Here is a 22,703-nt window from a genome sequence, read left to right on the forward strand (position 1 = left end):
AAAAATAAAAGCCCATTGTGAGTACACATGGGCATTGAGAGAATCAATTTTGTAAAAAACGCCAAAACATAAAACGTTTGTAAACTTCATCATTCTGGTACCGCCAACGCGCTAATGTTGAATGCATTTCACCATTCTGAGGCACGCGATGGTATTCATAAAAATAAGCTGTATTATGATCTCTATTACGTTGAATACTTTCGATCGTTTTTTCATCGTACTTGTTAAATTTATAATCAAGCTCATCAAATGTATTGAATAAAGAACGCATTTTTTCGATGTCCTGCTCATCATTTTTGGGTTTAAAACCCTCAGGTTCAACAACGTTGCAGTTCAGAATATTTTTTAATTCATTGATGTCAGACATTATTTTATCTCCTTTACCATTTTGTAAATGTGGTTTTCTACCTGCTTATACTGATCTTCTCCTACGCCCTCATAACGACTGGTAAGTGTGTATTCCTTAAATTTTTCGAAATCACCGGCGGAGCAAATATAGTGATGCTCATATCTTGCCCACTGTATCTCTCCAGATAAATTACCCGATAGATTAGCGAACTGTTCTTGGACCTCTTTAGTTACAGCCTCAATGTATTGAGTAAGGTAGGGTTCAGCTCCGATATAAAAATGTTTTTTGTGGGAAAGCGTATTGCTGCCTTTACGGACCAATTCTTCAAATCTATACGCCTTAATTACAGTCAATGTTTCTGTAAGATGCGGATTATTTATTTCTGCATCTAATGACGGAGTAAAAGTAACCATGGTTTCTTCATCAAAGACACAAAACCGGATTGCACTTTTTACATCTAGTGTAGAGCTATCATGGAAACGATCTTCTTTCATTAACTCTTTTGCCGAAGAATGCAAAACATAAGATAAAAGTTTAATAGAATGTTCATATTGATTGTTTAGGGCATTTTTAGCCGTGAATGAATCCCAATGACTCTCTTTTTCTAAAACCTTAGTAAATAGCCTGTTAGAATGATTGAAAGACGAATTTCTTTCTATCACTCCAATAATCTGGGATAAATTATCCTGATCTATGATTTCTTTATCACTCTTAGAGTAGCGTTCTGCTAAACCGTCTAACCAAGTAATCCCATCTTTTAAGCAGATTGAACCAATTGAGCTACGTTTAAAAACAACAAATGGTAAGCATAAAGTCAATTCTTTTGAGTCAGTAGTTGACCATGAGTCAAATCTGCTATTTTCAAATCTTTGACGTTCAGCACGAATTTTATCTTGTAAGGTGTTTACTAATTCTCTAGTGAGTGTGTTAGAGAACAAAGCAACTATAAATTTTTTAGAAAATTCCATATTTTCTAAAAATTCACTTTTAATAGCGTATGAATCAAACAGCTTAGGGTAAGACATAGTTCCCTTACCATCAGAAATATCTTTTTGTCGATAGGTTGCACCGATAGAATAATAATACTCGTATAAGTCATTGTTGATTTTATTCAAGACCAACTCATCACGTATATGGTCTAAAATCGAAACAACCTCGGCTTTATCCAGTTTGACCTGACCCTTTCTAATGGTTTTTATTGGGCAACGATATACCCAATAGTCTTTTTCGATTTTGTCGAGCGCAGGAATCCCAAGATCATCCGGCAATGAAGCGTAGATGTATTGGTTTCCAGAACGATCAACAGTGATTGCTATCGCTTTAGTCCCGATCAAATAATTTTCATCTTTTACAAAATTTATATCTGAAAATTGAGCCTGAATGCGTTGTGTACTCTCCAAAGAAAGCATCTGGTGTAATAGATTCAAAATGGTCGATTGATCTACCTTGGCACTAAAGAAATTGATTACAGTCATCACTAGCTCATTAATTTCTAATGGGCTTTTACCATGATCTATATTTTGCTGAACTGCATTTAAGTAGTAATTAAACTGTTTGGAATTACTAGCCACAAAATCTTTAATATAAGCTTTAGCACCTTTAAATAAACCCATGTAATCCAAATAGAATTGGCGGTATTTACGCTTCGATATATAATTTTCCAAACGTTCAATGCTTAAATTATCGAGTACTAAATAACTTATTTCTGAACCGCCTTCGTCAATGCGCACTTTTGCTAAAGGTGATCGTTCCGTGTATCCCGAATTAACAGGAAAGCGAACAAAAAAACCATCTTTATCTTGCTCAACCTTAACAATTTCATAAGCATTTACTGGCGGGCGGGTAAGTGCATCAGAGTCACGCCCTCGAAGCCATGAATATGTCCAACAATAAGGTGCAGCCTCTTTACTTACCATATTGTTCGTGCGGCAAATGAGAGTAGAACCTTTGGCTAACTTACTATTTTGCTCTCTGACATAGCCATATAAAGACAATTCATCCAAATCAGCCAACATCCCAGACCCATCTTGATCATGAATGAAATTGAAATACTTATTCTGGAAATGAGGAAAGAAAATTTCAAAAGTTTCGTTGTCTGGGTAGAATTGACCTAAAATATTTAAACGATGTTGCAAGCCGGCAATTAAAATTAGAAAGCGTTTATAGTGCAGAGTAATCCGGTCTATTTCGCTTAAGGCATCCGAGTATTTTAAGTTATCTACGTTGATGTCCATTTCACCGTCACGGGTAAGAAAGCATTTATCTAAAATATCTTTTGACGGGAATAAATTTTTAGCAGCTAAATGAGTGCCGATAGGGGAGTAAACAACACTAATATTCTCACCATTTCTGACTAACAAGAATGTCTCCTTGTTAAGCTTATTCATGATGATGTTCCAAAGTTTATCCTTGTAATCGATATAAGACTCTCGAATTGCGGCAACACAAATACACCGCTCTGTAGGAAAAATTTGATTAACTAATTGTGGATTATCTGCCAATACCTTGAAGAATCGGTCGTAAACGTTATCAACGTCCAAGTAGGCTGAGGATTCGTCATTGAAATAAGCCAACTCTACATCACAAAGAATTCTGTCCTGCACAAGCGTAAGAGGGATGTGCTGTGGTGCCTCAACACCTTTTTTTACCTCGTACACCTCGACACCCTCACCCGTGTATAAGGATAATGTGGCAATGCCATCGTTAACTTCTTTGATAGTATCTTGAGCTTCCTTGGTCGATGCCAGAGTTGTTGCATAACGCTCAACCATGAATGGGGTAAGTTCATTCATTAAGGTTTGAAGTTCATTCACCTTTTCAGTGATTATGTCAGCTTGAATCTTTGCAACATCAGCAAACATATTTGCTTGGCTCTTAAGCAAGTGAATTTGCTCTACAGCATTGGTTTGACCCAAAAGATTAGCAATATTATCTGTTTGAATAACTTTTGGGGTGGTTGGGCTTCCAATTCGTTTAGAATAGATTGACAGAGCTAATGCTTGTAATTTTTTAGGATTGTCGCGGTATTCCTGAACATCCTTTTCCTTATGACCGATAAGATTCTGTAAATCTTCGATCTCTTTTTTTCGGATTTTTTCACCCTCAGCTTGAGTAATAACATCAAAATATTGATAAAACTCGTGAAGTAAAAAACCAACTGTACTTTTTCCATATTTTGGGTGGTGCCGGACATGGACCGAATGCAAATTATTATCAGCAAATTTCAATTCCTGAATTAATAAAACCGCGCCCAGATCATAATGTAATTCACGATGAAGTTTTTTTAGTACGGCAAACATACCTTCTTTCAATACATTTGAATCTTCAATAATCTCTACTTTTTCATTAGATTCCGTATTTCTTTTATCGTTAAAATTTAAAACTTCTAATTCTTGGTTTTTCATAGCTAGAGATTCCAAAGATGATGGCTCATTATAAAATATATACCGCAAATATGCAATATTATAATTAAATATTTTATGTTTTTTCATCATTATTTTAAGCAAAAAAAAACTCCCGACACTGAGTGCGGGAGGTATTCAAAAGTTGGAGTTATTTACTCCTTTGTAACGCCCTTTCTCTATTCATATCAACTTTGGTGAGAAAGGGACTAACTGGTGTTGGTCAACCAACAAAACCTGAATCTGTTTAAACATCTTATCAATATATACCGCAATATACAATACTTTTTAGAGGTAAATATAAAAATAAATTTAAAAAGTATTGTAAATATTAACAGCATTGAAGGTTGGAAAAAATGGCGCAGCAGTCGGCGTTGTGTGATTTTATGTAATTTAGATTTCTGAAACCATTGCTATTAAAGGCTTTGAGGGGGATTGTGGATTGTTAAATTATGTAATTTTAAGCTTAAAATAGCCAAATAAATTTTATTGTTTGTGGTATATGTTGTATAATTAATAATATAGAAAGATGGTTAATAACTTGGGTTTTTCAGGATTATAAGCTATGAAAGAAACCAATAATTTTAATTTTGATGCAACAAGAGAAACACATGTGTTTTATGCATCTACTAAAGAAATTAATGAGATTTCTATCATGGAAGCAATTCGGGCTTGTGGTGATATTGAGGAATATCATTGGAACAATGAAAAGCATTTAATCCTTATAAATAATGGGTTTGTGGTTGCAACTCTACATTCAATCGCACAATCAAAGTTTACAATCATCAGTCTATTTAAGAGGGTGGCTGATAAAAATTGCGTATAGCATATTTGCTATATATATGGTAAATATGCGGTATGTTTAGTATTTCATTTTTTTAAAGCCAAAGATTAATTTCTATTCAAATATTAATTTGTCTTTTTATTTAAAAGGTGATTTTTATGAATGATCAATCTTGCAAAAAAATGGAAAAAATTTGCATCTTGAATGATAACCAAAGAAATCATGTATGCCGTCCCATTTCGGTGTTTGGACCATCTTATACAGGTACTTCAAAAGAGTATTTGGTTGATAGTCTTTTAAAAGCCCTAGCTATTGCATTTTGTGAAAATAATCAGGGTTCGATCGATGGTTTAGGTAGCGAGCAAATTGCAAACCTTAGCGATAGTGAGCTACTAGATGCTTTGCCTTACCAATTTAAGTCAAATTCAATTTTATTGAATGGCTTAGCGGTATGGAAATATAATTAGGAGTTATGGTATATGTGCGAGAATCTTCGTAAAAGTGAACAAATGGTGAAAGATGTGGCGGATACCATTGCAATTGATTATGCACAAGAGCTAAAAAGCTTGGGATTTACTAAAGAGCAAATTAGAACTGAGGTAATTAAGTATATTGGAACACCTCAGTTCATTGATGCAGTCAAAAGAAAGGTAGAGGAATATATAGCTTTATTTGATGAGCCAGACAAGACGCAGCTACATTAAAATGAAACTAGCTATGTTCTGATTTAAGCCTGTTTAACTAATAGCAGGCTTTTTTCTATAAAGACTTTTATAACTTGTTGTTAAATTATAAAAATATTTTAAAAGAATAAATGTAAATATGGACCCAATTGGTCATGTAAATTCCAATTTGTTTTTTCGATTTTTTCTAATATTTCTAACTCATTTCCATACAAACGCCACAGATCATTATTCAAATAAATATCACCCTCCGAGTCTAGTTCATTCACATTAAGGCTAACGCAAATTTCATCAGATTCATTACTGATGCCACATATACTCAATATCAATTCGCCATGGGAGCTTGCTAAAATTGTAATGTCATCCGAATCTTCCCAATGATTAGACGTGGAAGGGGAGACAGAGATTGTCTTGATTATATTAAGCTCTAATATCTTCTTCGTAATATCTCTCATTTAAGCCTCAATTTTCATTCAAGAATAGTGGTTCCAGTAATTCCAAAGTTGCCGATCGGCAAATTCATTGCTTTTAAAATCATGAATATTTTTCATGAGTGAATTATGAACATACTAAAATTAGATTAGGACCGCTAACACGGTGAATACACAATATAAACCAGCGTTAGCAGGTTTATGTAGCGTCAGCGGCGGCGGCTAAGGCATTATAAGTTAATACTTATAATGCCTTAGATTTAGTCAATAATATTGTAAAATCCACTAGAATTGAAACATTCAGTCTCATAATTATGACTAGCTAAAATTTTAATAAAATCAAGCATGAAAGCTGAAAATTCAGCTTCAATTTCATTTTCAGTGCTTTCACACAGATAGCAATAACTCATGGCGTTAATTGCCATAGATGCTTCAATATGAGTTAATTTTTCCGTTGCATAATTCATTCGGTTGGAAATTACACAATCTTCGAGTGGGTAATTATCTAGCATTAAAAAAGGGAAGCCAGAGCGAATTTCATTTTCAAAACTGAAAATTTGAAAATCATCACGTTGAATGATTGAACTGATGGCTCGACAGCATTTATTAAGATTTTCAAGATGGTTGGGGATAAGCTCATTAATGGCTTTTTTACCTTTTAGTAAGGCATTAAAAATTTCAATATTTTTTTCAACGTCACCTAAATAAACTCTATTTTGGATTTGTTCTTGATCTAACATAACAAGAGGAAAAGATTGATCGATAAGGGTTTTAATCATGGTTTACATCTCCAAAGTTGAGATTAAATTATACAATATATACCGCATAATGACAATACTATTATGTGATTTTATTGTTGTGATTTTCGCTCTTTTTCTCTGTTGAACAATACAAATTTGCGTCAGCAAATATGTTTTAGCGTAAGCGAGCAAAAAAAAACTCTGCCTGAGCAGAGTAAAAAGTCCTCTTTATTGGGGAGAGGACAGGGGTTAGGGGGCGGAAAATATTAAAAAACAATAAATCCCTTATATTTTTATCCTAATTTATATTATTTGATAATGCAAATATTAAATTAATGTTTTTTTGTTAATAATATTTAGATAATAAAAAAGCCCACCGTAGTGAGCTTGATAATTTAACAAATATTTAATTTTTATTTCCAATCATAAGGTTGTTCAATTTACCTTGCATATCTTTCAGTCGGATAGCTGCCTTGTCTCGCTCTGCCACACCTTCTTTTTGGATTTGAATAACATCGTTGACAGTTTTAATTAATGTATTTTGAACATGCTCAAGAGTCTCAACATCAATCACAGAGCGTTGATTCGCTTTTGCCGTCTGAACCGAGTTGGTATGCAGCAAGTCCGCATTACGGCGCAATAACTCATTTGTAGCATTATCGATGTTATTGGCAAGGGCAACACTATTCTTTTGTTCATTCAACGAAAGAGCTAGACTTATTTGGTTTTTCCATGCGGGCAAAGTAATATTCTTAATTGCATAGAATTTATCCACCAACATATTATTGTTAGATTGGATAATTCGAATCATTGGCAATGTCTGGATAGCGGACTGTTGTAAAAGAGTTAGATCATGTACACGCTTTTCCAGATTATTTGCAGCATGGTTTAGGTCATAAATTTCTTGAACAATACTTGGCGTTTGTTCTTGTTCTGTTAGTTCCTTGATCTGATCTTGAATATCGTTATACCGCAGCTTCCCCGCAGCCACATATACGCCTAATGTTTTATATTCTTCCTGAACACCCTCATACATATTATCCAGAAGGGTAACACGATTTTTTAATCCGGCTTGTGAAGCTTCGACTTCACTAACCAAAACATCCATTTGCTCCTTAGTGGTATTGAACTGTTGCTGTATATTTTGTTTGGCACCTTTAATCTTTGAAAAGATAAATCCAATTACACCTTTAGGGCTATCATTGAGAAAATTTTTGGTATTAAGTTGTTGAGCTACATTAACAACTTCATTCAGTTTTTTGCCTGTTTCGTCTAGGTCTTTATTTTTGACTAAATCTAATAGTTCATCTGTATAGGTTGCAGTTTTTGTAGCAATATTTTTACCGTACTCTGCGACCGCAGTATTATTTATAACTGCAAGTTCACCCTTTGCTTCAACAACTTTCGAGAAATCTTCTTTAGATAGCCCTAAGGTTTTTAAGTCCAAATTTTCAAATTCTTCAACAGAGAGCGTGTTGTTGCTTTTCATACTAACTTGATAATCGTTCATCGTATTCTCGCTTAATTTAAAAAAGTTTTATGTCTGATTCAAAATCTACTGATTTTCACTTAAGGGTTGATCTGAGGGTGCATCGATTTGAAGCAGTTTGGAAGAATCACCTCCTAATGACTCCAATCCCAATGCAGTTAATCTAAGTTTGATGGCGGCTTCGGTATTTGCTTGAACTTCATCGGCTGTTTTATCCAAAGATTCCTTTGCAAAATCTAGGCTCGATTTTAGATTAGTGGGTAATAGTCGAATTTGATTCTCAGCACTTTCGATTTGCTCAAGTAAGGCTTTACCAGTTTTTTTGGATTGTGCTAATTCTCTTAAGGTTGCAATAGCTTGAAGTGCATTATCAACATGCTTTTTAACAGACTGTTCTAGTTCATCTTTAGACATATCCAATGAACTATCGAGGGGATCGATACTTGGGAACATTACAACGTCATTGTTTAGTGTTGAAGGTGCATACTGGATTGTTACAGGTATACCTTGGCTATTACCAATGGATTGAGCCATTGCATGAAAACTACTATGAGTTAAAGCAACTTTGATAATAGGCTTCCTAGAACCATACACCAGATTCTCACCATAAGATCGGTGGAGTTCAGCCGGCACAATTTCCAATGTCAGATAATCATTATGTTTTAAATCAGAACCAAGGAGGGTTTGACTACCACCATGGCAACTGTGAACACGGATAATGCCAAAAGCAGGGTGATCATATACCTGTTGTTTTGTATTATCTGCTGAATCCACACGCTTTACTGGTCTTTGTTTTTCCATTTAAACACCAAAATAACCAAAGTTGATGTTGATATTATAAAATATATACCGCATAAGTGCAATACTTTATATTGAATAAACTATTTTTTTTTAAAATTTACGGACTGATGCCCATAAACGAGCGTAGCTGTAAGCCGGTAGGAAATACAAATAGTTTCATATTTATGATGAATGAATACACCATCTATGAGGTGCGAAAGCACCGGCGTAACAGTCCTTTGATTTATTTACTCATCGTTATCGAGTAATCAGCATTGTTTGGTACGACAGTGATTTGGAAAGTATCTAAGTCAATCGAGTTTATGATTTCTTTAAGAGCTGTACTGAGTACTGATAAGAACCTATTGAAGTCATTTGGTGAGCTGTATAAAAAACTTGTCGCAGCAAAAAAATTAATATGCTCACCTTTGTTCTTGGAAAAATGGCATTCTTGATGTGAATGAAACAGGGTGATTAATGAACCATTTGGAGCATGTTTATATTCAGTCGGGTAGAGGATAAATATTTTATTTTTTGCCTCTTTATCAAATTGCTTTAATTCACAAACTAGCTGTATGTTTTTTTTCATAAAAACTCAATTCCTTGTAATAAAGAACAAATTGCCCAACGTGAAAGTTAGGCAAGACAATTTTACGGGATCATTCTTTTTCATTTACAATCGTGTTGATACTATCCTTAGCTTGGTCACTCATGTAGGGTGTTAGCTTATCCATGGCTTTATCAATATTGGTAGTTTCTACCGGTTTATTTCTTTTTTGATTTTCTTCCTTATATTTTTGATAAGTTAATATGCCAATCCGCAAATACTCACGAATTGTTAGAATATTATCTTTCTTAGCTTCTGTAATCAGGTTTTTTAAAGTTTGATCCTTATCTACAGAATTTAAACCTAATATATCGTTGTATAGAATGGTATCGATGGATACAGGGCGATCAACGACAACCTGAATACATGTAGACAGTTCTTTATTTTTTTCAAATCGCTCTAAATCATACTGTGATTCTTTAGGTTTAATCTTGAGTGCGCCTTCATGTATACATTCCAAGGCGATCTGGGTGTATGGTGAGTTGTCACCGACAAAAGTCATAAATGTAAATTTTTTAAATCCAAGTGTTTCATCAACATATTCTCTAAAAGAGTATTCTTGAGATAAAGATTGTTTTAGCTCGTCTAACACGGCGTAATCCGTTGATTTAAAGATTGTTGCTTCGTTTTGCTTTTGACCACAACCTGTTAGTAAAACAATTGGCAGGGAAATACAGGCAAAAAATTTCTTAGGATTCATTATATCTTCCTTTTTACGCTTCATTACTTACAAGTTCTGATGCTTTTTGATCGATATTTAGCTTCGGACTTTTCTCAAGTTTATTCACAACAGTTGAATATTTCTTGATTTCTTTTTGCTTAAAATACGCATATAGCACACACAAAATTAAAAAGCCAAGATAAACGATTGTTCCGGAAGTGCCTGAATTAAAAAAGTCGTAAGTGACTTTAACAGTTTGTTCTACATACGTTGTTTCAGTTTCTTCAAGACCAAGCACAGGTTTAATAAGTGAGGGAATTAAAACACTGGTTGCACCCATCATGACACCCATGGCTAAAATGCCAACACCTTCTCTTTGCCAAGCGAAGCGAAATAATCCAAAAAGAACAGTAACAAGTCCTAGAACAGTCCCCACTTTAGAAAACATGTCTAGCATATTTCCAATGCCTTCTGAGGCAACCAATGGTGATCCTACGCCATGCGTACTTGCAAAACTACTTGATGCAGCTTTTTGAGCAATACGTTGGGTTGAGTCGTATGTAATATGGTACTTGTCTGCAAGGAAGTTATATACGACCAAAATAGTAAATAAGACAGCAGATTTGAGAGAATAATCCTTTCTTGATTTGAGTTTATCAATTACACGGCGGATTTCTTCAACAATTGGGAGTTCTTTATCCGTCTTAGTGTTATTGATCGTATCTGAAAGGTGGTAAAGCGTTACTGTTCTAAAACGCTCTAAATTTTCGATTTGAGAAGATGCTGATTGAATTTGGTTTTGAATATTCTTTAACTTCAAATTATTCACGGAAACAATGCCAAGGGCATCTGTTTTTAGGGCATCATTCTCATCAATTTCAAGAACAGAACTCTTTAATGATTCAATAACATTCCCATAATCAACACATAAATTTGTGGTTTCTTTTTTTGCATTTTGGAGCTGCAATACATAGGAATCAATTTTTGTTTTTAAATCAGGGAGACGTTGTTCAAGCACCGCCAAATGTGCAAGTTTTATCAATAAGCTTTTAGTATTGAGTTGATCAATTTCCTCTGTAACTTCTTTAAGTAAAGCATTACTTTCTTCAATAGGCTTAATGATTTCAAGCATATTGGGATTTAGATCAGTAAGTGTATTCACTAAAGCATAAATTCTAGCTTTAGCATCATTACTTTCATTTTCATTCGAGGAAGCAGTTGATGGAAACATTATTTTGCCATTAATAACTATAGTTGAAGATAATATATAAAATATACCACATACTTACAATATTTTTAATTGTAAAAATTGATATGATTTTAAGCTTAAATTGAAATGCTATCAGCTATTTTGATTCTATTTTATGATAAAATATTTCGGTAAATTTAGGAGCAAATTAGATGAAGTGGCTTGAAGATCAGAGAAAGGAATCGATAAAAAAACAAAGAAATGAAATCATTAAATTCATAAGAATCAATGGGTATAGGTTGATTTTTGGTATTGGAGCGATTCTGATTGGATCAACTGTTTTCTTATATTGGGCAGGTGAGAAATATAATACTCCGGTACTTTCTATGGTCATGACCTTTATTGGACTTGGGTTAGTAATTACTGCTTTCTTGAGTATGATTTTGGTAGAAGCATTTGTGCTAAAAGCAAAAAAATATTCTGATGATCAAGTCTCTCAGACATACACAAATTTACTTAATATTGAAAAAAACAAAAGAAATAAGTGAGCTAATAATTTATTAATATTCTTTGTATTTTTAAATAAATACAATTAATATTTACAGCTAAGTGAAAAATATATTTAGGATCAGCTATGACACAATTCAAGCGAATGATAACAACTATCATTGCAGTAGGCATATCAATGAATGCTCTGGCAAACGATGAGTATTACGCACGACCAATGTGGGATGTGCATCCATACTTGGGTATTGATGTTGCTTCAATTGATTTTGATATGGCGGAAAAAAAGGCGACCACAGTTGGGGTAGTCGGCGGGATACAATTTAATGACTATCTCGGCTTGGAAGTTCACTGGTCTCAAAGTGTAGATAAACTTGCGCTTTACTCCAAAAATGCTTCTGGTCTTAAAACTAAAATAGCAGACGATAAAACCGTACAAACCTATGGTGCCGGTTTAACTTTCCAAGCTGATTTATACAATAGGCTATATGCTAAGTCATATCTTGGTGTTAGTCGTATTGATCCTGATGTCAAATCACTCAAAGATGATGTAGGTGTTGCTAAACTTGGGTTTGGATACCAATTTACGCCAGATGTTGCAACAGAAGTGACTTATAACTACAACTTTTCAAAGAATGACTCCACAAACCACGGCGTTGGATTTCAATTGAAATACTATTTTTAAGGGCTGCTCGGATATATCCAAGAAAAGTCCGACATAATTAACGATCTACAGGTGAGCCTATGTGTGTAACCACAGCATCACAAAATGCTTCGAATTGGATTAAGACCCATCCCGCTTGGATTCGTATTTGCGATTTACCTAGTGATTATTGTGAAATGCTATATGTGCAATGGCATGAATTAAGCAACTCAGATAAAGAATATTGGGGTAGCGAGTATGCCTATGACGAGTTCGCAACAAAACAGATGAAAGTCGCAGAGGGATTTATCACAGATAAGAATAATTTCTATTCGAAAATCACTGAGGTTCCTTGGGGTGAGGATTTAATGACTGTGTTTAAGATTGGCAAGAAAGCAAAGGCAGCTTTGCAAGAGGCATGACGAACATCACCAAGGAAGCAGTAAATTTCTGGGGTTATTCCGAAAAGTTTTTTAAGTTAAAGAAAAAGACCAAGTTTAACTTGGTCTTTTAATCGAAAATTATAAGTTTCAAAAAAGATATAACTTAAGGATTTAAAACAAAATAATATAAAATGAACGCAACAACTATAAGTAAACCACCTCTTAGACTCGAATAATAAAGATATTCAGCGAATCTAAAATACTTATTTCTGATTCGATTTTCAAATAGTATTGGGAACAGACGAATTCCATCATAAATAATATAAACAACCCCAAAGAATAGGGTGAGATTTCTAATCATGTCAGGGGTAATAGAACTTAATATACTCATTTGTATCTAACTTAATTAAGCCTTTGGTATCATCGAGTTCTAGGATAGTTTTCAGGATACCCGCATTGTAACCATGGTCTGTATTCAGATTGATCAATCCATCCCGCAGTATCCCAGACGACAGCTTGCTTTTTAAACTTGATTCTATAAAGAACCCAAGCAAATAACAGATTTTTTGTTCTTACTTCTGGGTTGGTTTTTGCATTTGGTATTACTAAATATCGTTTCTTCATATTTATAGGCTCTACAAGTGTTGGCTATACCGTTCTCTCACGACAAGCCTTGAGGAAACTTAATCTCTCTGTAGTCAATAGGTAGAGGTTTTAGTCTTCCATCTATTCCACCATCATCATCTTCATACTTTTTTGCAATTCTACTTAAATAATTTATGGCTTCACCAGTTGCATAAACCCAATCATCGTCAGCAAGAAAATCAGTTGGCAATGTAGCTAAACGAGCCTCTAACTTTTCCACGGCATCCATTGCGCATGAGCCATCCATAAGGGGAAGCCAATTAGTATTAAGTAAATATTCCATTTTAGGGATCATCAGCGTATCACCATCTTCAGAAGCTTCATAAACAACTTCACATTGATTAAGATAAGGCAGACAACAAGCCCATGCCCCACTGGAATAGCGAGCATCCCAAGTTAGTAGAACAAATTTTTTTTCTTTTACTAATTTATCAATGAGTGGGATTGGTGAGTTGGTAGTCATTTTAAGTCTCCAAAAAAATTAACCTGTTATGTGTAGGTAAAATTCAACTTATTAATCCGTTTTTTTCGTTATAAAATTATTGAATCAAATCTATTTCTTAACAAAAATTATCGCGTTGATTTCACTTAGTCGCTCCAGATAACCTGATGTCAACGCTTTGCCAAGCTTATCATCACCGAGTCCTTTTTCTTCTAAATCATCCTTAAAGTGCGAAATGGCTACACGGATACTCATTGCTTGAGCTACACTAAGTTGTATGCCATTAATGATAATTGATGGCTCTGAATCTAAGCTCATATCTTTTTTCTCCTTAAGTGATAAGACGATTAGTCGCGTTTTGCGGATAATAACTTAATTACTTCCTGTTGTTTCAGAGCTTCGTTTGCCAATGCAAAAAATGGATCATCTTCCTCTGAAATATCATCTATCTTCCAGTCACACTTTGAACACTGAACACCACAACGTCCATCTGATTGAAATAAATTTTCGATTCTTTGATTTATTAAGTTGCCACTCTCATTTACCTTGAAAATAATTTGAGCATCCAGATCAGCCCAAGCGACAATACTTGAACCACATTCAGGGCAAACATATTTTGAATTTGACATAGGATTACCTTTTATTTTGGCTATTCGGCATAGCATAGGGAAAATTATGAACTAAGCCTGAAATTGAGCAAAGACATCAAGTGGCAGTTTTTTCCATCGAGATACTCTGCATGAGTTTGCATGACGAAATGAGAAAGTATCATGCCATTCGAGCTGCTGCGTTTCTTTGTCAAATACAAGTTTGGAGGTCGCCAGACCGGTGAAGATTCCATTAACGGTGTTGTATTCATATTCAACAATGACTACATCACTTTCAATTGTTAAATCTGTTTCCTTGTATAGAGGAGGTAGACCTTGACCAATGTGCAAAAAATTTTCTGTTTGAGTATTATCTTTTACTGCCAAAAGATCGGGAGTCCAATAAGTTCCTGTTTGGGAGACACGACTTTCCTTCAATTTTTTAATAAGACTAAGTTTAGGTTCTCTGGTAGCTTCGTCAGGGTAAGGCATCCAACCAATTACATTTGTAATGACATCATCTTCATACCAGAATAAATGATCATCATCTTTCCATTTTGCTAAGAAACCTTGTTCAATCGATAACTCGCCTGTTGAGTCCTGAACCAATAAGACACAAGTTGGACTGACGAACCAATCATCATTATCCTCCATTGCCGGCAAAAGTTCTTGTACGGCAACGAAAGTTGTAGGCTGAGGGATAGTAACAACATCCGAATAATCAGGTGTCATACATGCAACCATTGTCTTGTAATCAATCTTTAATTCACGCTCTTTTTGGAGCAGTGCATTCACGGTAGAAGTACTAACATTGACATCAAATTTGGTGATCGTTGTCATTTCGGTTTGCTCCAAATGATTAAGGGTTTCTAATAATTTCAGTTAAAAAATAGGTTTTGTCTGCCAGATCAGCAAGGTAAAAAATACTATCTGGTTGTATAGGCTCAAACTTAAATTCATCACCTTTTTCAAGGTGTAGAATTGATTTGCGAATAAATGGAGCGGGAACTTTGAATGCTACATTACTTTTACCAAGATTTGCCGCATTCTTATTCGTGATTTCTATCCAATTGTCGCGGGTAATTGGACAAGAAAATGCAAGGACATCTGCAATTTGTTTTTGATAAAAATGTTCTTCTCCTTTAGCGGAGTAACAGGCAAAGTAGTGACGTTTTTGTATTGAAGTTGGTTTTATTTCAGCAAGACTCATAATGCACATCTCCTTGATGGGTAGAATTATATTATATATACCACATAAATACAATACTGTAGTTAAATTAATTATAATAAAACAATCAAAAACATACGCTTATTAAATATTATTTTTTAGGGTTTAGCGTTATATTTTTATCTCAACTTTGGAGATATGAAATGGTTAATTCAGCTTTTGATTTTGCAAAAAATAATGAAACTGTAAGAAAAATTCGATCCGATCACAGATTTTATATGGTGGATGGTCTTACCTCTATTGTCAGTCACGGTGATACAGATGACTTTGAAAGGGTATTTCTTTTGGCTGCGCAGACTGAATCACATGCGAAGGTGTGGGTAGAGTTAAACTATTTGATTACTACGCCGTGTGAGTCGTATACAGAGCTTCTGGAGGCAATTAAAGAACATACTGTCAATGAAGACGAAATCGACTACATAGGTTCAAACTTTGTTGGCTGCGTGGATGTTGGTGATTATAAATACCGAAGCATTCAGCGAATCACAGAGATCACTAAACAAGCAGCGATGCAAATGCTGAAACTTGGCAATTATTATGAAAGTAATATGCTAAGTACTGCTTTTAAATAACCGGTCTACGTTGAGAGGTAGATTTGAACTTGCGGTCTGCCTCTTATATTTCGATATTTCCTGTGACTACACCCATATCATGTTTTAGAGTTTGAATTTCACCATCTTTTACACCAAGCATAATTTGTTGCTTTTCCAGTTCTTGTCGATAAAAATTTTCATTTTGCTGAGCTATCATCAGCATTCGTTTAAGATTAGAGATTTCTTTGGCTGACTCTATATCTTTATTTCTAAATTTGTCCCTTTGTTTTTTTAATTCTTTTAAATCCAATCCTTCTTCTTCGTTGTATAACATGCCTTGTAAGTTTACAGCTAAAAGCCTTGATTCAAGCTCTAAATCATAAGTAGGGAACTTGTATTTTTCATAGCCCTGATTGATTTCGTAAGCGGTTGCCTTAGATTCAAAGACTCCTTTCATTACTTTAACTCGACCTGCGTCACTGACATAAAGCAGTCCCCATAATGGTGGAACTTCATCTGGCAATATCAATCCTTTTGGGCAAATATAGTACCGCCATTTCCCCATACCTTTACCATCTTGCCGGTGAGGTTTCGTTTTATCATTTAGAAAATCTTGTCTCGAAATTTTTGCTTCTAATAAAACTGATCCAAATGGTTGACTACGATAACGGAACCCAAGAACATCTGGTCTTTCTTCAAATGATCCTCCATCTATTAAGATGGATTTGCAATTATGGTAATTGCTGCTCCGGAGCCAGTTAGCTCCAATTTCACAAAGCTCGCGGTGTGTAAATGACATACAAAAAACCTTAGAGATAATATAGTTTGATATTAATATTAATAAAACATTAATGAAATATTAGATTATAAGATTAAGTGATTGTCTGATCCATTATTCCATAGCTTTTGCTTAGTATCAGTAAAGTACTTACGTTGAGAATTTATTAATATTTACATGTGAAATGAAAAACAGTCGGAGGAAAAGTATCGATATTTTTTTCAAATGCTTACCACTGAAAACAAAAACGGCTGCGTTAGCAACCGTTTTAAAGCGATAGCGTGGGTGGGGAAAAATCAGTAGTTGTAGTCTAAGATGGTTCTTGAGAACAGCTTTAACTGTTCATCTAAGAAGATTAGAAACTGCCTGTTGTTCAGTATCATTTCATCAAAACAGTCTATATTTATCTTTTCGTGTATCTGTCTAACCTGAAAAGTATTGGTCTGCATGTGGTTTAAGCAATCACCTTTATCAAAAGCTTTGGCAGCAGCAGAATCCGGATCGCAAATAAAAAATATTCCGTTATCTTCCCTTGCTGTGTAGAAACATCTAAATTTTCTTTCATCTCGAGTGAAGTACCACGGCGGTAATATCAGCTCACATGAAAACTGAACATCACCCCCACCTGAATAGAGGTCCCAGAGTTCAATGATTTCTGCCCGAGTAAGTTTCGAGGCGTTGAATGAAAGTGTGACAGGTCCGGTAAAGTCAAGTAACCCTAGTCGGGAACAAAGGTCATAGAATTCATCATCATCTACATTGATCGTATCTTTAAATCTTTGCTTCTTAATATCATTTAGTAGACTGATCTGGTCGTCAGTAAAAATGGCATCCCATTGTGTCTCTGGTAGGGCTTTAATCGCAGCTAAGAATGCTTTCTTCTCATATCTAGCTGAATCGGCTTCATCTCGTTCCTGACGGTTGTGAAGATAGCCAAAGCTACCACTTTTAAGATCAGCTTTAACCCAATAAGCATCCTCTAATGCGCGATCAGCTTTGCTTTCTAATGGAATAATACAACTAAGATTTACATCTGCTGCGAATGTACTTTCAATAATTCTGTGTCGATAGTTTTGGTAAAGGTTAATAGTAGGCAAATGTTTTTTTATAGGGAAAATGCAGTCGAAAAAATTCTCCTGCGAATTAAGGACATCAATAGATAATGCATATTGCTCTTGAGAGGTAATGTAGGAATTGTCCCTAGTCATTTTTTTATAGAAGCCAGTATGCGGATAGTCCTGATGTTGTAAAAATTTGGAGATAGCCTTCCTATTTTTACTATCTGAGAATGAATAACTAATTCCATTCGTCTCAAGCCATTGATAAAAACAAGGTTGAATTAGTTCTCTACACCGGTGATCTATTACTAGAAGATCAGGTATCCCTTTTATTTTTTCAAAATTAAACCCATGGATTTTATATTCCCGCTCCCAGAAAGTTTTTAAAAAATCAGAAATTGAGACACTTGAATCGTTCTTATAACAATATTTGGTATATTTAAGTGGAAGATTATCAACTGATATGCCGATAAGACAAAGTGGTTCAATGAGTAGATATGAAGGAATAATTAGGGGTTCGCTAGACCGCATTACACCATAATTGGGATCAAAGAATACACGTTTACATGTTTGTATTGTTAAGTAGTGCGTAATTGTCATCGTCCAATCTTCTCATGTGTCGGCAGTCAATTTAAATATAGAGCGACTTATTCAAAGATCGCTGAATAAATTTCTGGATTAAAGTTTTTGATAATGTCTAAGCAACTATTTTGAAACTCCTTATACCCACTTTCAGTGGAGCAGTAATCGTAATGTGATTTCAAAATATCTCTCGGGATCAACGCCAGAACAATACTTGAATCGCAATCCTGCTCAAATGCGTAATCACCGGATTCTAATTCAAATTTAGAGAGATCAAGCAATTTTAGTTTTTCAAAATATACGTGGGTGTGTAATGTTTCACGACTCACAATGACCCCTCCATGATTGGAACAATCAAGTACTGAGCAGCCTGAAAATAGCTCTGTTATGCTATGAGTTGGTCCCCAATTGATCGCACGCATTTATAGCTCCTGTTTTTACAGTTCTGGACCTTTACTTTTTAATTGAGTTAATTTGTTCGAGTTCATTCTTTAATTCAGGATATTGCTCCATTCTTGCTTCATTTAACCGCTCGCGTAACCATTTATTTTGATCACGCTCGCCGCAAAACATGAGGAAAATAACAAAGCTGCAAAACCATGCAACAACAGCTTGGATGTTTAATTCAAGAGCCGCTCCAATACAGGCAATAGTTGCGATGACTAGAAAAAGATTCTGATACGGCGAATTATTTTTTAAATAAGTTAAGTACTTCTTCATGTATAAACCTTATTAAATAAGTGAAGGGCGTTTAATAAAAGTAATATCCAAACCATCTTCAACATTCAGATGTTCATCAATGGTTGCTTTTAGGCAAATTGTGTCACCAACTGCTCCAAGGAATTTTGAGCCACGGTATTTAACGATTTTGCCATCGACCAGTAAAGTATAACTGAGAATGTTTCCATAGAAAGAAATACTCACATCATATTCTTGAATTAGTGCAGAAAATTTAATTCTTTCACCAACAGGACCTAATGGGCATGTTGTCTCTTTTTTTACTGCTTCTTTGTTAAAAAGGTTCCGCTCAAGTACCAGATTTAAAGCAACAGAGGCTAATGTTTGAAATACACGATCATTCGCCGTAGTTGCTTGACCGGTATACTGATCCGCCAACCATAAAAGGTAATGATCCGGCAGCTCAGAGATTTTGAATCCGCTATAAGAGCCAATAGGAGTGATCCCATTTTCAATCTGATTAATGCGATCATCACTTAACACTTTCCGAGATTTGAATTTTTGGGAAGTCGTATATTCAGGTTCTACTGATAGAACGAAACTTACCCCATGATTTTTTAAGTGATCTGTAAGTGAAGCGAAATGCTCTTTTGCTTTGGTTACTGCTTCTTCTTTATTTGCTGAAAGAGTGCAGACATAATCATCACTTGTATGTCCAGAAGGCATAATGACCATCTTCCGGAGGGTATAGTAAATTTCTTTGGCACCAACAGAAACATAAAAAATATGCTTTTCTTTCTTTACCGAGGTTTGATTAGTAGCAGTAGACATGACAATTCTCCCAAGTTGAAGGGAAATTATACAATATATACCGCAAAATGATAATACTTTTATAATTTTTTTGTGTTTTAAATTTATTTCAACCAATACTAATTGGTTGTTTTATCAGAATTGTCTATCAATTAATGAAATTGTTAGACATTCTAAAACATTAACTAAAATATTTTTGATATATGTAAATAATACAAAATATTGCACTCAATATAGAAAGGATAATTGCAATGTAAAAAGTTAAACTCAACTGCTTTAATTCGTTGCTATCATTTAGTTCTGTCATAATAAATAATCCTATTTCGATTTTATGGTGGCTTCTGGAGCTTAACGTACGATTTCGTTTAAGCTCCAAGATTTCATACGGCATTAACTCATAACTGATCTACAAATTGTTTGGCATTTTCCTTATCTTTTACCCGTTTATCATCGTAATAAATATTCAATAATTGAGCTTCAATTTTTTGGTATTCACCGATCGACAAGACAGAATCTTTTTTTGCTTCTTCCAAAATCGGCTTTAGTCTCGGGTCCTCTTTGTATTTCTGATAAGTTTTATTGTTTAATAATTTCTGGACTTCTTCTTGGTTTAATACATAATCAGGACGAATACCAGAAAAAAATAATGGTAAACCTTCGAGCGGGACTTCTTGAGCAGCAACTTTATCTTTTTCTAATGTCAAAGTTACACTTGTATTATCTAAATTATCAGGTAGTAAAAGCTCATTTTCAGACTTCAAAGGGGGGCATGTGACTTTAAAGCTCATTAACGAATTCTCACACGGAACCCCATCAGCATTTCGGAAGGAGAACACTTGACTCATTATCAAGTTTCCAATTGCGCCGCCAATAATTGCGCAAAAAATTGTTAACGCTAGGTAGCGTCTTTTTGATGTTTCTATGCTCATAAAATATTTTCCTATTGATATAAATTACATGAAATTAAGAAACCAATGGTAGCTGCTTGATACGATCAATCAGGACCCCAAGACGTATATGAGCAATCATGGATAAAGAATTACTCTCATGTTGATCAAAAGCTTCCAATCGGGGGAGAAGTCTTTTTAAAAATGCACCGTGCTTATTAACATTTTCCTCGGAGATGCTGAATAGGTGTAAAAACATATCCCAAGCCTGAACATCAAAGTTGTCAACATAACGTTCAACATGAGCCTTAAATTCATCTAGTTTGCTTTCATCCTGCCCAAGATTGCACATTTCAGTTTTTGCATCCCATTCCATATCAATCTCCATGGTTGTTATTAGTCGTCAGTACTTAGACACCAGAAAAAAGCACTCAAGAGCTTAGAAAAGGTGGTGTTTGAATATTATGTTTGATTTTCAATTGGCGATAACTCATTGGAGATTCACCAATGCCTGCTAGTTCATACAGTTGATTTGCTGAATCTTCACCATGTACTTCGATAGGAAAGGATTTCACACCTTGTACAAACAACCACATTGTTCTTGTAACGCCATTAGTAAAGCCAATGTAAGGATTGCCAAATGCATGGTCCGCAAAAGCAAGAGCTAACGGGACAGGATTACCTACACAATCTGCAAAACCTTTTACGGCATCATTAAATTTGTAATCCTGTGGCATATCTTTGAGTAATACACAATGATTAGGTCGGTTCCGATCGCTTGGATTTACGGAAGATAACAACCAATAGTAATAGAATCGTTTCGCGTCAACATGGACCACAAAATATTCGTCCTCAAGACCACCAATAATACTTCGCATGAAACAGGGCTTTTGATTTGGCAATTCAATTTGCCATACGATTTCATTCCCTGTTATTGAAGCCAGATGTGAAGTGGTAGGAGTAGAAGGGTTCTTAATCTGCTGCTCAAGTGCAAAACATTCAAGCTTTTTTAAATATGCATAATGACTTTTTAAAGATGGATTTAATTGATTACTCATAAAAATTCCTAGTTTCCGAGATCAGGGTTGTGACTACCAAAGAATTTTCCGTATGGACCTTCCGCCGTGTATTTGGCTAACTGTTTACCTAAGGAACGAACAGCTTCTTCTTCGTGAGCCTTTAACGAGTTGGCAATATCACTAATGGTTGTCTGTTTCTCATTCTGAACAATGACTGACCGAATAATATTTTTTACCTGATCCATTAACTCGGTACTTAAGTTCTGTACCGGTGAAACCATCTGAATAACAATTTGTTCCAAATAGTCCATTTCATTGTTGACGTTATCAAGCAATTTTTTAATTTGATTTGGATTCGCACCAGAGGTACCACGAATAAAGCCTCCTAATGCGCCAGACTGATCATAAAGCGAAGCTGCATTGCTTGTTTGGTGCAAATTCGTGTCGGTAGCGGTGTTCTGATTCAAATAGGTGGGTATGATGCTTAATATAGATTGAAAGTTCTCACCATCATAAATTTTGGCAATACGTTCTGCATCTTGACGTTTTAATTCGTCAAGTTCAGACTCCAATAATTTTGCTTCTTCAATACTTAATAGTCCTACAACTTTATAGGCTGTTATGACACCATCACAATTGCTCATCAAGATCAATTTATCAAGGAGACCTTGTAAATCTGTTGCTTGGTCTTTTTTAATCTCTTTAAAAACTAAATCGATTAAGGCTTTTACCTGATTCTTCATATCAACCATTGTTCTATCCTATTTGCTTGTAATCAAAATTATTTTGGTACATATACAGGTGCTTCACCT

General features: G+C 34.8%; 29 protein-coding genes. 7 read left to right on the forward strand and 22 right to left on the reverse strand.

Going from position 1 to position 22,703, the window contains the following annotated elements:
• Window positions 1-43 precede the first annotated feature (43 nt).
• Both E2583_RS04120 and E2583_RS04125 read right to left on the reverse strand, forming a co-directional pair.
• A complete protein-coding gene (locus tag E2583_RS04120) occupies window positions 44-367 on the reverse strand; it encodes a hypothetical protein (protein WP_194596499.1) in 324 nt (107 codons plus the stop codon).
• Entirely contained in the window at window positions 367-3,753 is a 3,387-nt protein-coding gene (locus tag E2583_RS04125; RefSeq protein WP_291593419.1) for a hypothetical protein, read from the reverse strand. The genes E2583_RS04120 and E2583_RS04125 overlap by 1 nt, the downstream gene beginning before the upstream one ends.
• Before the next feature lie 562 nt (window positions 3,754-4,315).
• Between E2583_RS04125 and E2583_RS04130 the strand changes: the two genes are divergently transcribed.
• The 3 genes from E2583_RS04130 (at window position 4,316) to E2583_RS04140 (ending at window position 5,238) form a co-directional block, all read left to right on the forward strand.
• The gene (locus E2583_RS04130; RefSeq protein ID WP_194596501.1) at window positions 4,316-4,576 is read left to right on the forward strand and encodes a hypothetical protein; all 261 of its coding nucleotides are present in this window, start codon (window positions 4,316-4,318) and stop codon (window positions 4,574-4,576) included.
• A 116-nt stretch (window positions 4,577-4,692) separates the two neighbouring features.
• Window positions 4,693-5,001 carry a hypothetical protein gene (locus tag E2583_RS04135; RefSeq protein WP_194596502.1) on the forward strand — a complete coding sequence of 103 codons (309 nt, stop codon included), beginning with the start codon at window positions 4,693-4,695 and terminating at the stop codon, window positions 4,999-5,001.
• A gap of 12 nt (window positions 5,002-5,013) precedes the next feature.
• On the forward strand, window positions 5,014-5,238 hold the full coding sequence (locus E2583_RS04140) for a hypothetical protein (RefSeq protein WP_194596503.1): 225 nt from the start codon (window positions 5,014-5,016) through the stop codon (window positions 5,236-5,238).
• Between the two features lie 670 nt (window positions 5,239-5,908).
• Here the strand turns inward: E2583_RS04140 and E2583_RS04145 are convergent.
• The 6 genes from E2583_RS04145 to E2583_RS04170 form a co-directional block, all read right to left on the reverse strand.
• Window positions 5,909-6,427: a hypothetical protein gene (locus E2583_RS04145; RefSeq protein WP_194596505.1), complete on the reverse strand. Its 519-nt coding sequence runs from the start codon at window positions 6,425-6,427 to the stop codon at window positions 5,909-5,911.
• A gap of 367 nt (window positions 6,428-6,794) precedes the next feature.
• Window positions 6,795-7,898, reverse strand: a complete 1,104-nt coding sequence (locus tag E2583_RS04150) for a toxic anion resistance protein (RefSeq protein ID WP_194596506.1) — start codon at window positions 7,896-7,898, stop codon at window positions 6,795-6,797.
• A 45-nt stretch (window positions 7,899-7,943) separates the two neighbouring features.
• Window positions 7,944-8,678, reverse strand: a complete 735-nt coding sequence (locus E2583_RS04155) for a hypothetical protein (protein ID WP_291593420.1) — start codon at window positions 8,676-8,678, stop codon at window positions 7,944-7,946.
• A 223-nt stretch (window positions 8,679-8,901) separates the two neighbouring features.
• The gene (locus E2583_RS04160) at window positions 8,902-9,246 is read right to left on the reverse strand and encodes a hypothetical protein (protein WP_194596508.1); all 345 of its coding nucleotides are present in this window, start codon (window positions 9,244-9,246) and stop codon (window positions 8,902-8,904) included.
• 70 nt (window positions 9,247-9,316) lie between these two features.
• Window positions 9,317-9,964 (reverse strand): hypothetical protein, encoded by a 648-nt coding sequence (locus tag E2583_RS04165; RefSeq protein WP_291593421.1) that lies wholly within the window; start codon window positions 9,962-9,964, stop codon window positions 9,317-9,319.
• 13 nt (window positions 9,965-9,977) lie between these two features.
• A complete protein-coding gene (locus E2583_RS04170; protein WP_291593422.1) occupies window positions 9,978-11,156 on the reverse strand; it encodes a hypothetical protein in 1,179 nt (392 codons plus the stop codon).
• Window positions 11,157-11,326: 170 nt separating this feature from the next.
• On the opposite strand from E2583_RS04170, the gene E2583_RS04175 reads away from it, so the two are divergent.
• From E2583_RS04175 to E2583_RS04185, 3 genes are all read left to right on the forward strand, one after another.
• Window positions 11,327-11,662, forward strand: coding sequence for a hypothetical protein (locus E2583_RS04175; RefSeq protein ID WP_194596511.1), 336 nt, complete (start codon window positions 11,327-11,329; stop codon window positions 11,660-11,662).
• A gap of 86 nt (window positions 11,663-11,748) precedes the next feature.
• A complete protein-coding gene (locus E2583_RS04180) occupies window positions 11,749-12,303 on the forward strand; it encodes an outer membrane beta-barrel protein (RefSeq protein ID WP_291593423.1) in 555 nt (184 codons plus the stop codon).
• A gap of 59 nt (window positions 12,304-12,362) precedes the next feature.
• A complete protein-coding gene (locus tag E2583_RS04185; RefSeq protein ID WP_291593424.1) occupies window positions 12,363-12,683 on the forward strand; it encodes a hypothetical protein in 321 nt (106 codons plus the stop codon).
• 622 nt (window positions 12,684-13,305) lie between these two features.
• On the opposite strand, the gene E2583_RS04190 is transcribed toward E2583_RS04185, so the two are convergent.
• From E2583_RS04190 to E2583_RS04210, 5 genes are all read right to left on the reverse strand, one after another.
• A complete protein-coding gene (locus tag E2583_RS04190) occupies window positions 13,306-13,752 on the reverse strand; it encodes a hypothetical protein (protein WP_194596514.1) in 447 nt (148 codons plus the stop codon).
• A 90-nt stretch (window positions 13,753-13,842) separates the two neighbouring features.
• On the reverse strand, window positions 13,843-14,049 hold the full coding sequence (locus E2583_RS04195; RefSeq protein WP_291593426.1) for a hypothetical protein: 207 nt from the start codon (window positions 14,047-14,049) through the stop codon (window positions 13,843-13,845).
• Window positions 14,050-14,078: 29 nt separating this feature from the next.
• A complete protein-coding gene (locus E2583_RS04200; protein ID WP_291593429.1) occupies window positions 14,079-14,360 on the reverse strand; it encodes a hypothetical protein in 282 nt (93 codons plus the stop codon).
• A gap of 51 nt (window positions 14,361-14,411) precedes the next feature.
• Window positions 14,412-15,158 carry a hypothetical protein gene (locus E2583_RS04205; protein ID WP_291593431.1) on the reverse strand — a complete coding sequence of 249 codons (747 nt, stop codon included), beginning with the start codon at window positions 15,156-15,158 and terminating at the stop codon, window positions 14,412-14,414.
• A 19-nt stretch (window positions 15,159-15,177) separates the two neighbouring features.
• Window positions 15,178-15,528, reverse strand: a complete 351-nt coding sequence (locus E2583_RS04210) for a hypothetical protein (protein WP_291593432.1) — start codon at window positions 15,526-15,528, stop codon at window positions 15,178-15,180.
• Window positions 15,529-15,689: 161 nt separating this feature from the next.
• Between E2583_RS04210 and E2583_RS04215 the strand changes: the two genes are divergently transcribed.
• Complete coding sequence (locus tag E2583_RS04215) at window positions 15,690-16,118, forward strand: hypothetical protein (protein WP_291593434.1); 429 nt, start codon at window positions 15,690-15,692, stop codon at window positions 16,116-16,118.
• 43 nt (window positions 16,119-16,161) lie between these two features.
• On the opposite strand, the gene E2583_RS04220 is transcribed toward E2583_RS04215, so the two are convergent.
• From E2583_RS04220 to E2583_RS04260, 9 genes are all read right to left on the reverse strand, one after another.
• On the reverse strand, window positions 16,162-16,878 hold the full coding sequence (locus tag E2583_RS04220) for a hypothetical protein (RefSeq protein WP_291593435.1): 717 nt from the start codon (window positions 16,876-16,878) through the stop codon (window positions 16,162-16,164).
• Between the two features lie 275 nt (window positions 16,879-17,153).
• Window positions 17,154-18,515, reverse strand: coding sequence for a hypothetical protein (locus E2583_RS04225; RefSeq protein WP_291593436.1), 1,362 nt, complete (start codon window positions 18,513-18,515; stop codon window positions 17,154-17,156).
• Window positions 18,516-18,562: 47 nt separating this feature from the next.
• On the reverse strand, window positions 18,563-18,919 hold the full coding sequence (locus tag E2583_RS04230) for a hypothetical protein (protein WP_291593437.1): 357 nt from the start codon (window positions 18,917-18,919) through the stop codon (window positions 18,563-18,565).
• 31 nt (window positions 18,920-18,950) lie between these two features.
• Entirely contained in the window at window positions 18,951-19,217 is a 267-nt protein-coding gene (locus tag E2583_RS04235; RefSeq protein ID WP_291593439.1) for a hypothetical protein, read from the reverse strand.
• A gap of 12 nt (window positions 19,218-19,229) precedes the next feature.
• Complete coding sequence (locus E2583_RS04240) at window positions 19,230-20,006, reverse strand: hypothetical protein (protein WP_291593441.1); 777 nt, start codon at window positions 20,004-20,006, stop codon at window positions 19,230-19,232.
• A 374-nt stretch (window positions 20,007-20,380) separates the two neighbouring features.
• Entirely contained in the window at window positions 20,381-20,914 is a 534-nt protein-coding gene (locus E2583_RS04245) for a hypothetical protein (RefSeq protein ID WP_291593443.1), read from the reverse strand.
• Window positions 20,915-20,948: 34 nt separating this feature from the next.
• Window positions 20,949-21,248: a hypothetical protein gene (locus E2583_RS04250; RefSeq protein ID WP_291593445.1), complete on the reverse strand. Its 300-nt coding sequence runs from the start codon at window positions 21,246-21,248 to the stop codon at window positions 20,949-20,951.
• Between the two features lie 55 nt (window positions 21,249-21,303).
• A complete protein-coding gene (locus tag E2583_RS04255) occupies window positions 21,304-21,930 on the reverse strand; it encodes a hypothetical protein (protein ID WP_291593446.1) in 627 nt (208 codons plus the stop codon).
• Window positions 21,931-21,938: 8 nt separating this feature from the next.
• Window positions 21,939-22,643 carry a hypothetical protein gene (locus E2583_RS04260; RefSeq protein WP_291593448.1) on the reverse strand — a complete coding sequence of 235 codons (705 nt, stop codon included), beginning with the start codon at window positions 22,641-22,643 and terminating at the stop codon, window positions 21,939-21,941.
• Window positions 22,644-22,703: the final 60 nt, after the last annotated feature.

Source organism: Comamonas sp. (genome assembly GCF_009360615.1).
Classification (GTDB): domain Bacteria; phylum Pseudomonadota; class Gammaproteobacteria; order Burkholderiales; family Burkholderiaceae_C; genus Comamonas.

Bases quoted from the DNA above. Each gene is read 5' to 3' on its own strand.
- E2583_RS04120 (WP_194596499.1), bottom strand. From the start codon at position 367: ATGTCTGACATCAATGAATTAAAAAATATTCTGAACTGCAACGTTGTT.
- E2583_RS04125 (WP_291593419.1), bottom strand. From the start codon at position 3,753: ATGAAAAACCAAGAATTAGAAGTTTTAAATTTTAACGATAAAAGAAAT.
- E2583_RS04130 (WP_194596501.1), top strand. From the start codon at position 4,316: ATGAAAGAAACCAATAATTTTAATTTTGATGCAACAAGAGAAACACAT.
- E2583_RS04135 (WP_194596502.1), top strand. From the start codon at position 4,693: ATGAATGATCAATCTTGCAAAAAAATGGAAAAAATTTGCATCTTGAAT.
- E2583_RS04140 (WP_194596503.1), top strand. From the start codon at position 5,014: ATGTGCGAGAATCTTCGTAAAAGTGAACAAATGGTGAAAGATGTGGCG.
- E2583_RS04145 (WP_194596505.1), bottom strand. From the start codon at position 6,427: ATGATTAAAACCCTTATCGATCAATCTTTTCCTCTTGTTATGTTAGAT.
- E2583_RS04150 (WP_194596506.1), bottom strand. From the start codon at position 7,898: ATGAACGATTATCAAGTTAGTATGAAAAGCAACAACACGCTCTCTGTT.
- E2583_RS04155 (WP_291593420.1), bottom strand. From the start codon at position 8,678: ATGGAAAAACAAAGACCAGTAAAGCGTGTGGATTCAGCAGATAATACA.
- E2583_RS04160 (WP_194596508.1), bottom strand. From the start codon at position 9,246: ATGAAAAAAAACATACAGCTAGTTTGTGAATTAAAGCAATTTGATAAA.
- E2583_RS04165 (WP_291593421.1), bottom strand. From the start codon at position 9,964: ATGAATCCTAAGAAATTTTTTGCCTGTATTTCCCTGCCAATTGTTTTA.
- E2583_RS04170 (WP_291593422.1), bottom strand. From the start codon at position 11,156: ATGTTTCCATCAACTGCTTCCTCGAATGAAAATGAAAGTAATGATGCT.
- E2583_RS04175 (WP_194596511.1), top strand. From the start codon at position 11,327: ATGAAGTGGCTTGAAGATCAGAGAAAGGAATCGATAAAAAAACAAAGA.
- E2583_RS04180 (WP_291593423.1), top strand. From the start codon at position 11,749: ATGACACAATTCAAGCGAATGATAACAACTATCATTGCAGTAGGCATA.
- E2583_RS04185 (WP_291593424.1), top strand. From the start codon at position 12,363: ATGTGTGTAACCACAGCATCACAAAATGCTTCGAATTGGATTAAGACC.
- E2583_RS04190 (WP_194596514.1), bottom strand. From the start codon at position 13,752: ATGACTACCAACTCACCAATCCCACTCATTGATAAATTAGTAAAAGAA.
- E2583_RS04195 (WP_291593426.1), bottom strand. From the start codon at position 14,049: ATGAGCTTAGATTCAGAGCCATCAATTATCATTAATGGCATACAACTT.
- E2583_RS04200 (WP_291593429.1), bottom strand. From the start codon at position 14,360: ATGTCAAATTCAAAATATGTTTGCCCTGAATGTGGTTCAAGTATTGTC.
- E2583_RS04205 (WP_291593431.1), bottom strand. From the start codon at position 15,158: ATGACAACGATCACCAAATTTGATGTCAATGTTAGTACTTCTACCGTG.
- E2583_RS04210 (WP_291593432.1), bottom strand. From the start codon at position 15,528: ATGAGTCTTGCTGAAATAAAACCAACTTCAATACAAAAACGTCACTAC.
- E2583_RS04215 (WP_291593434.1), top strand. From the start codon at position 15,690: ATGGTTAATTCAGCTTTTGATTTTGCAAAAAATAATGAAACTGTAAGA.
- E2583_RS04220 (WP_291593435.1), bottom strand. From the start codon at position 16,878: ATGTCATTTACACACCGCGAGCTTTGTGAAATTGGAGCTAACTGGCTC.
- E2583_RS04225 (WP_291593436.1), bottom strand. From the start codon at position 18,515: ATGACAATTACGCACTACTTAACAATACAAACATGTAAACGTGTATTC.
- E2583_RS04230 (WP_291593437.1), bottom strand. From the start codon at position 18,919: ATGCGTGCGATCAATTGGGGACCAACTCATAGCATAACAGAGCTATTT.
- E2583_RS04235 (WP_291593439.1), bottom strand. From the start codon at position 19,217: ATGAAGAAGTACTTAACTTATTTAAAAAATAATTCGCCGTATCAGAAT.
- E2583_RS04240 (WP_291593441.1), bottom strand. From the start codon at position 20,006: ATGTCTACTGCTACTAATCAAACCTCGGTAAAGAAAGAAAAGCATATT.
- E2583_RS04245 (WP_291593443.1), bottom strand. From the start codon at position 20,914: ATGAGCATAGAAACATCAAAAAGACGCTACCTAGCGTTAACAATTTTT.
- E2583_RS04250 (WP_291593445.1), bottom strand. From the start codon at position 21,248: ATGGAATGGGATGCAAAAACTGAAATGTGCAATCTTGGGCAGGATGAA.
- E2583_RS04255 (WP_291593446.1), bottom strand. From the start codon at position 21,930: ATGAGTAATCAATTAAATCCATCTTTAAAAAGTCATTATGCATATTTA.
- E2583_RS04260 (WP_291593448.1), bottom strand. From the start codon at position 22,643: ATGGTTGATATGAAGAATCAGGTAAAAGCCTTAATCGATTTAGTTTTT.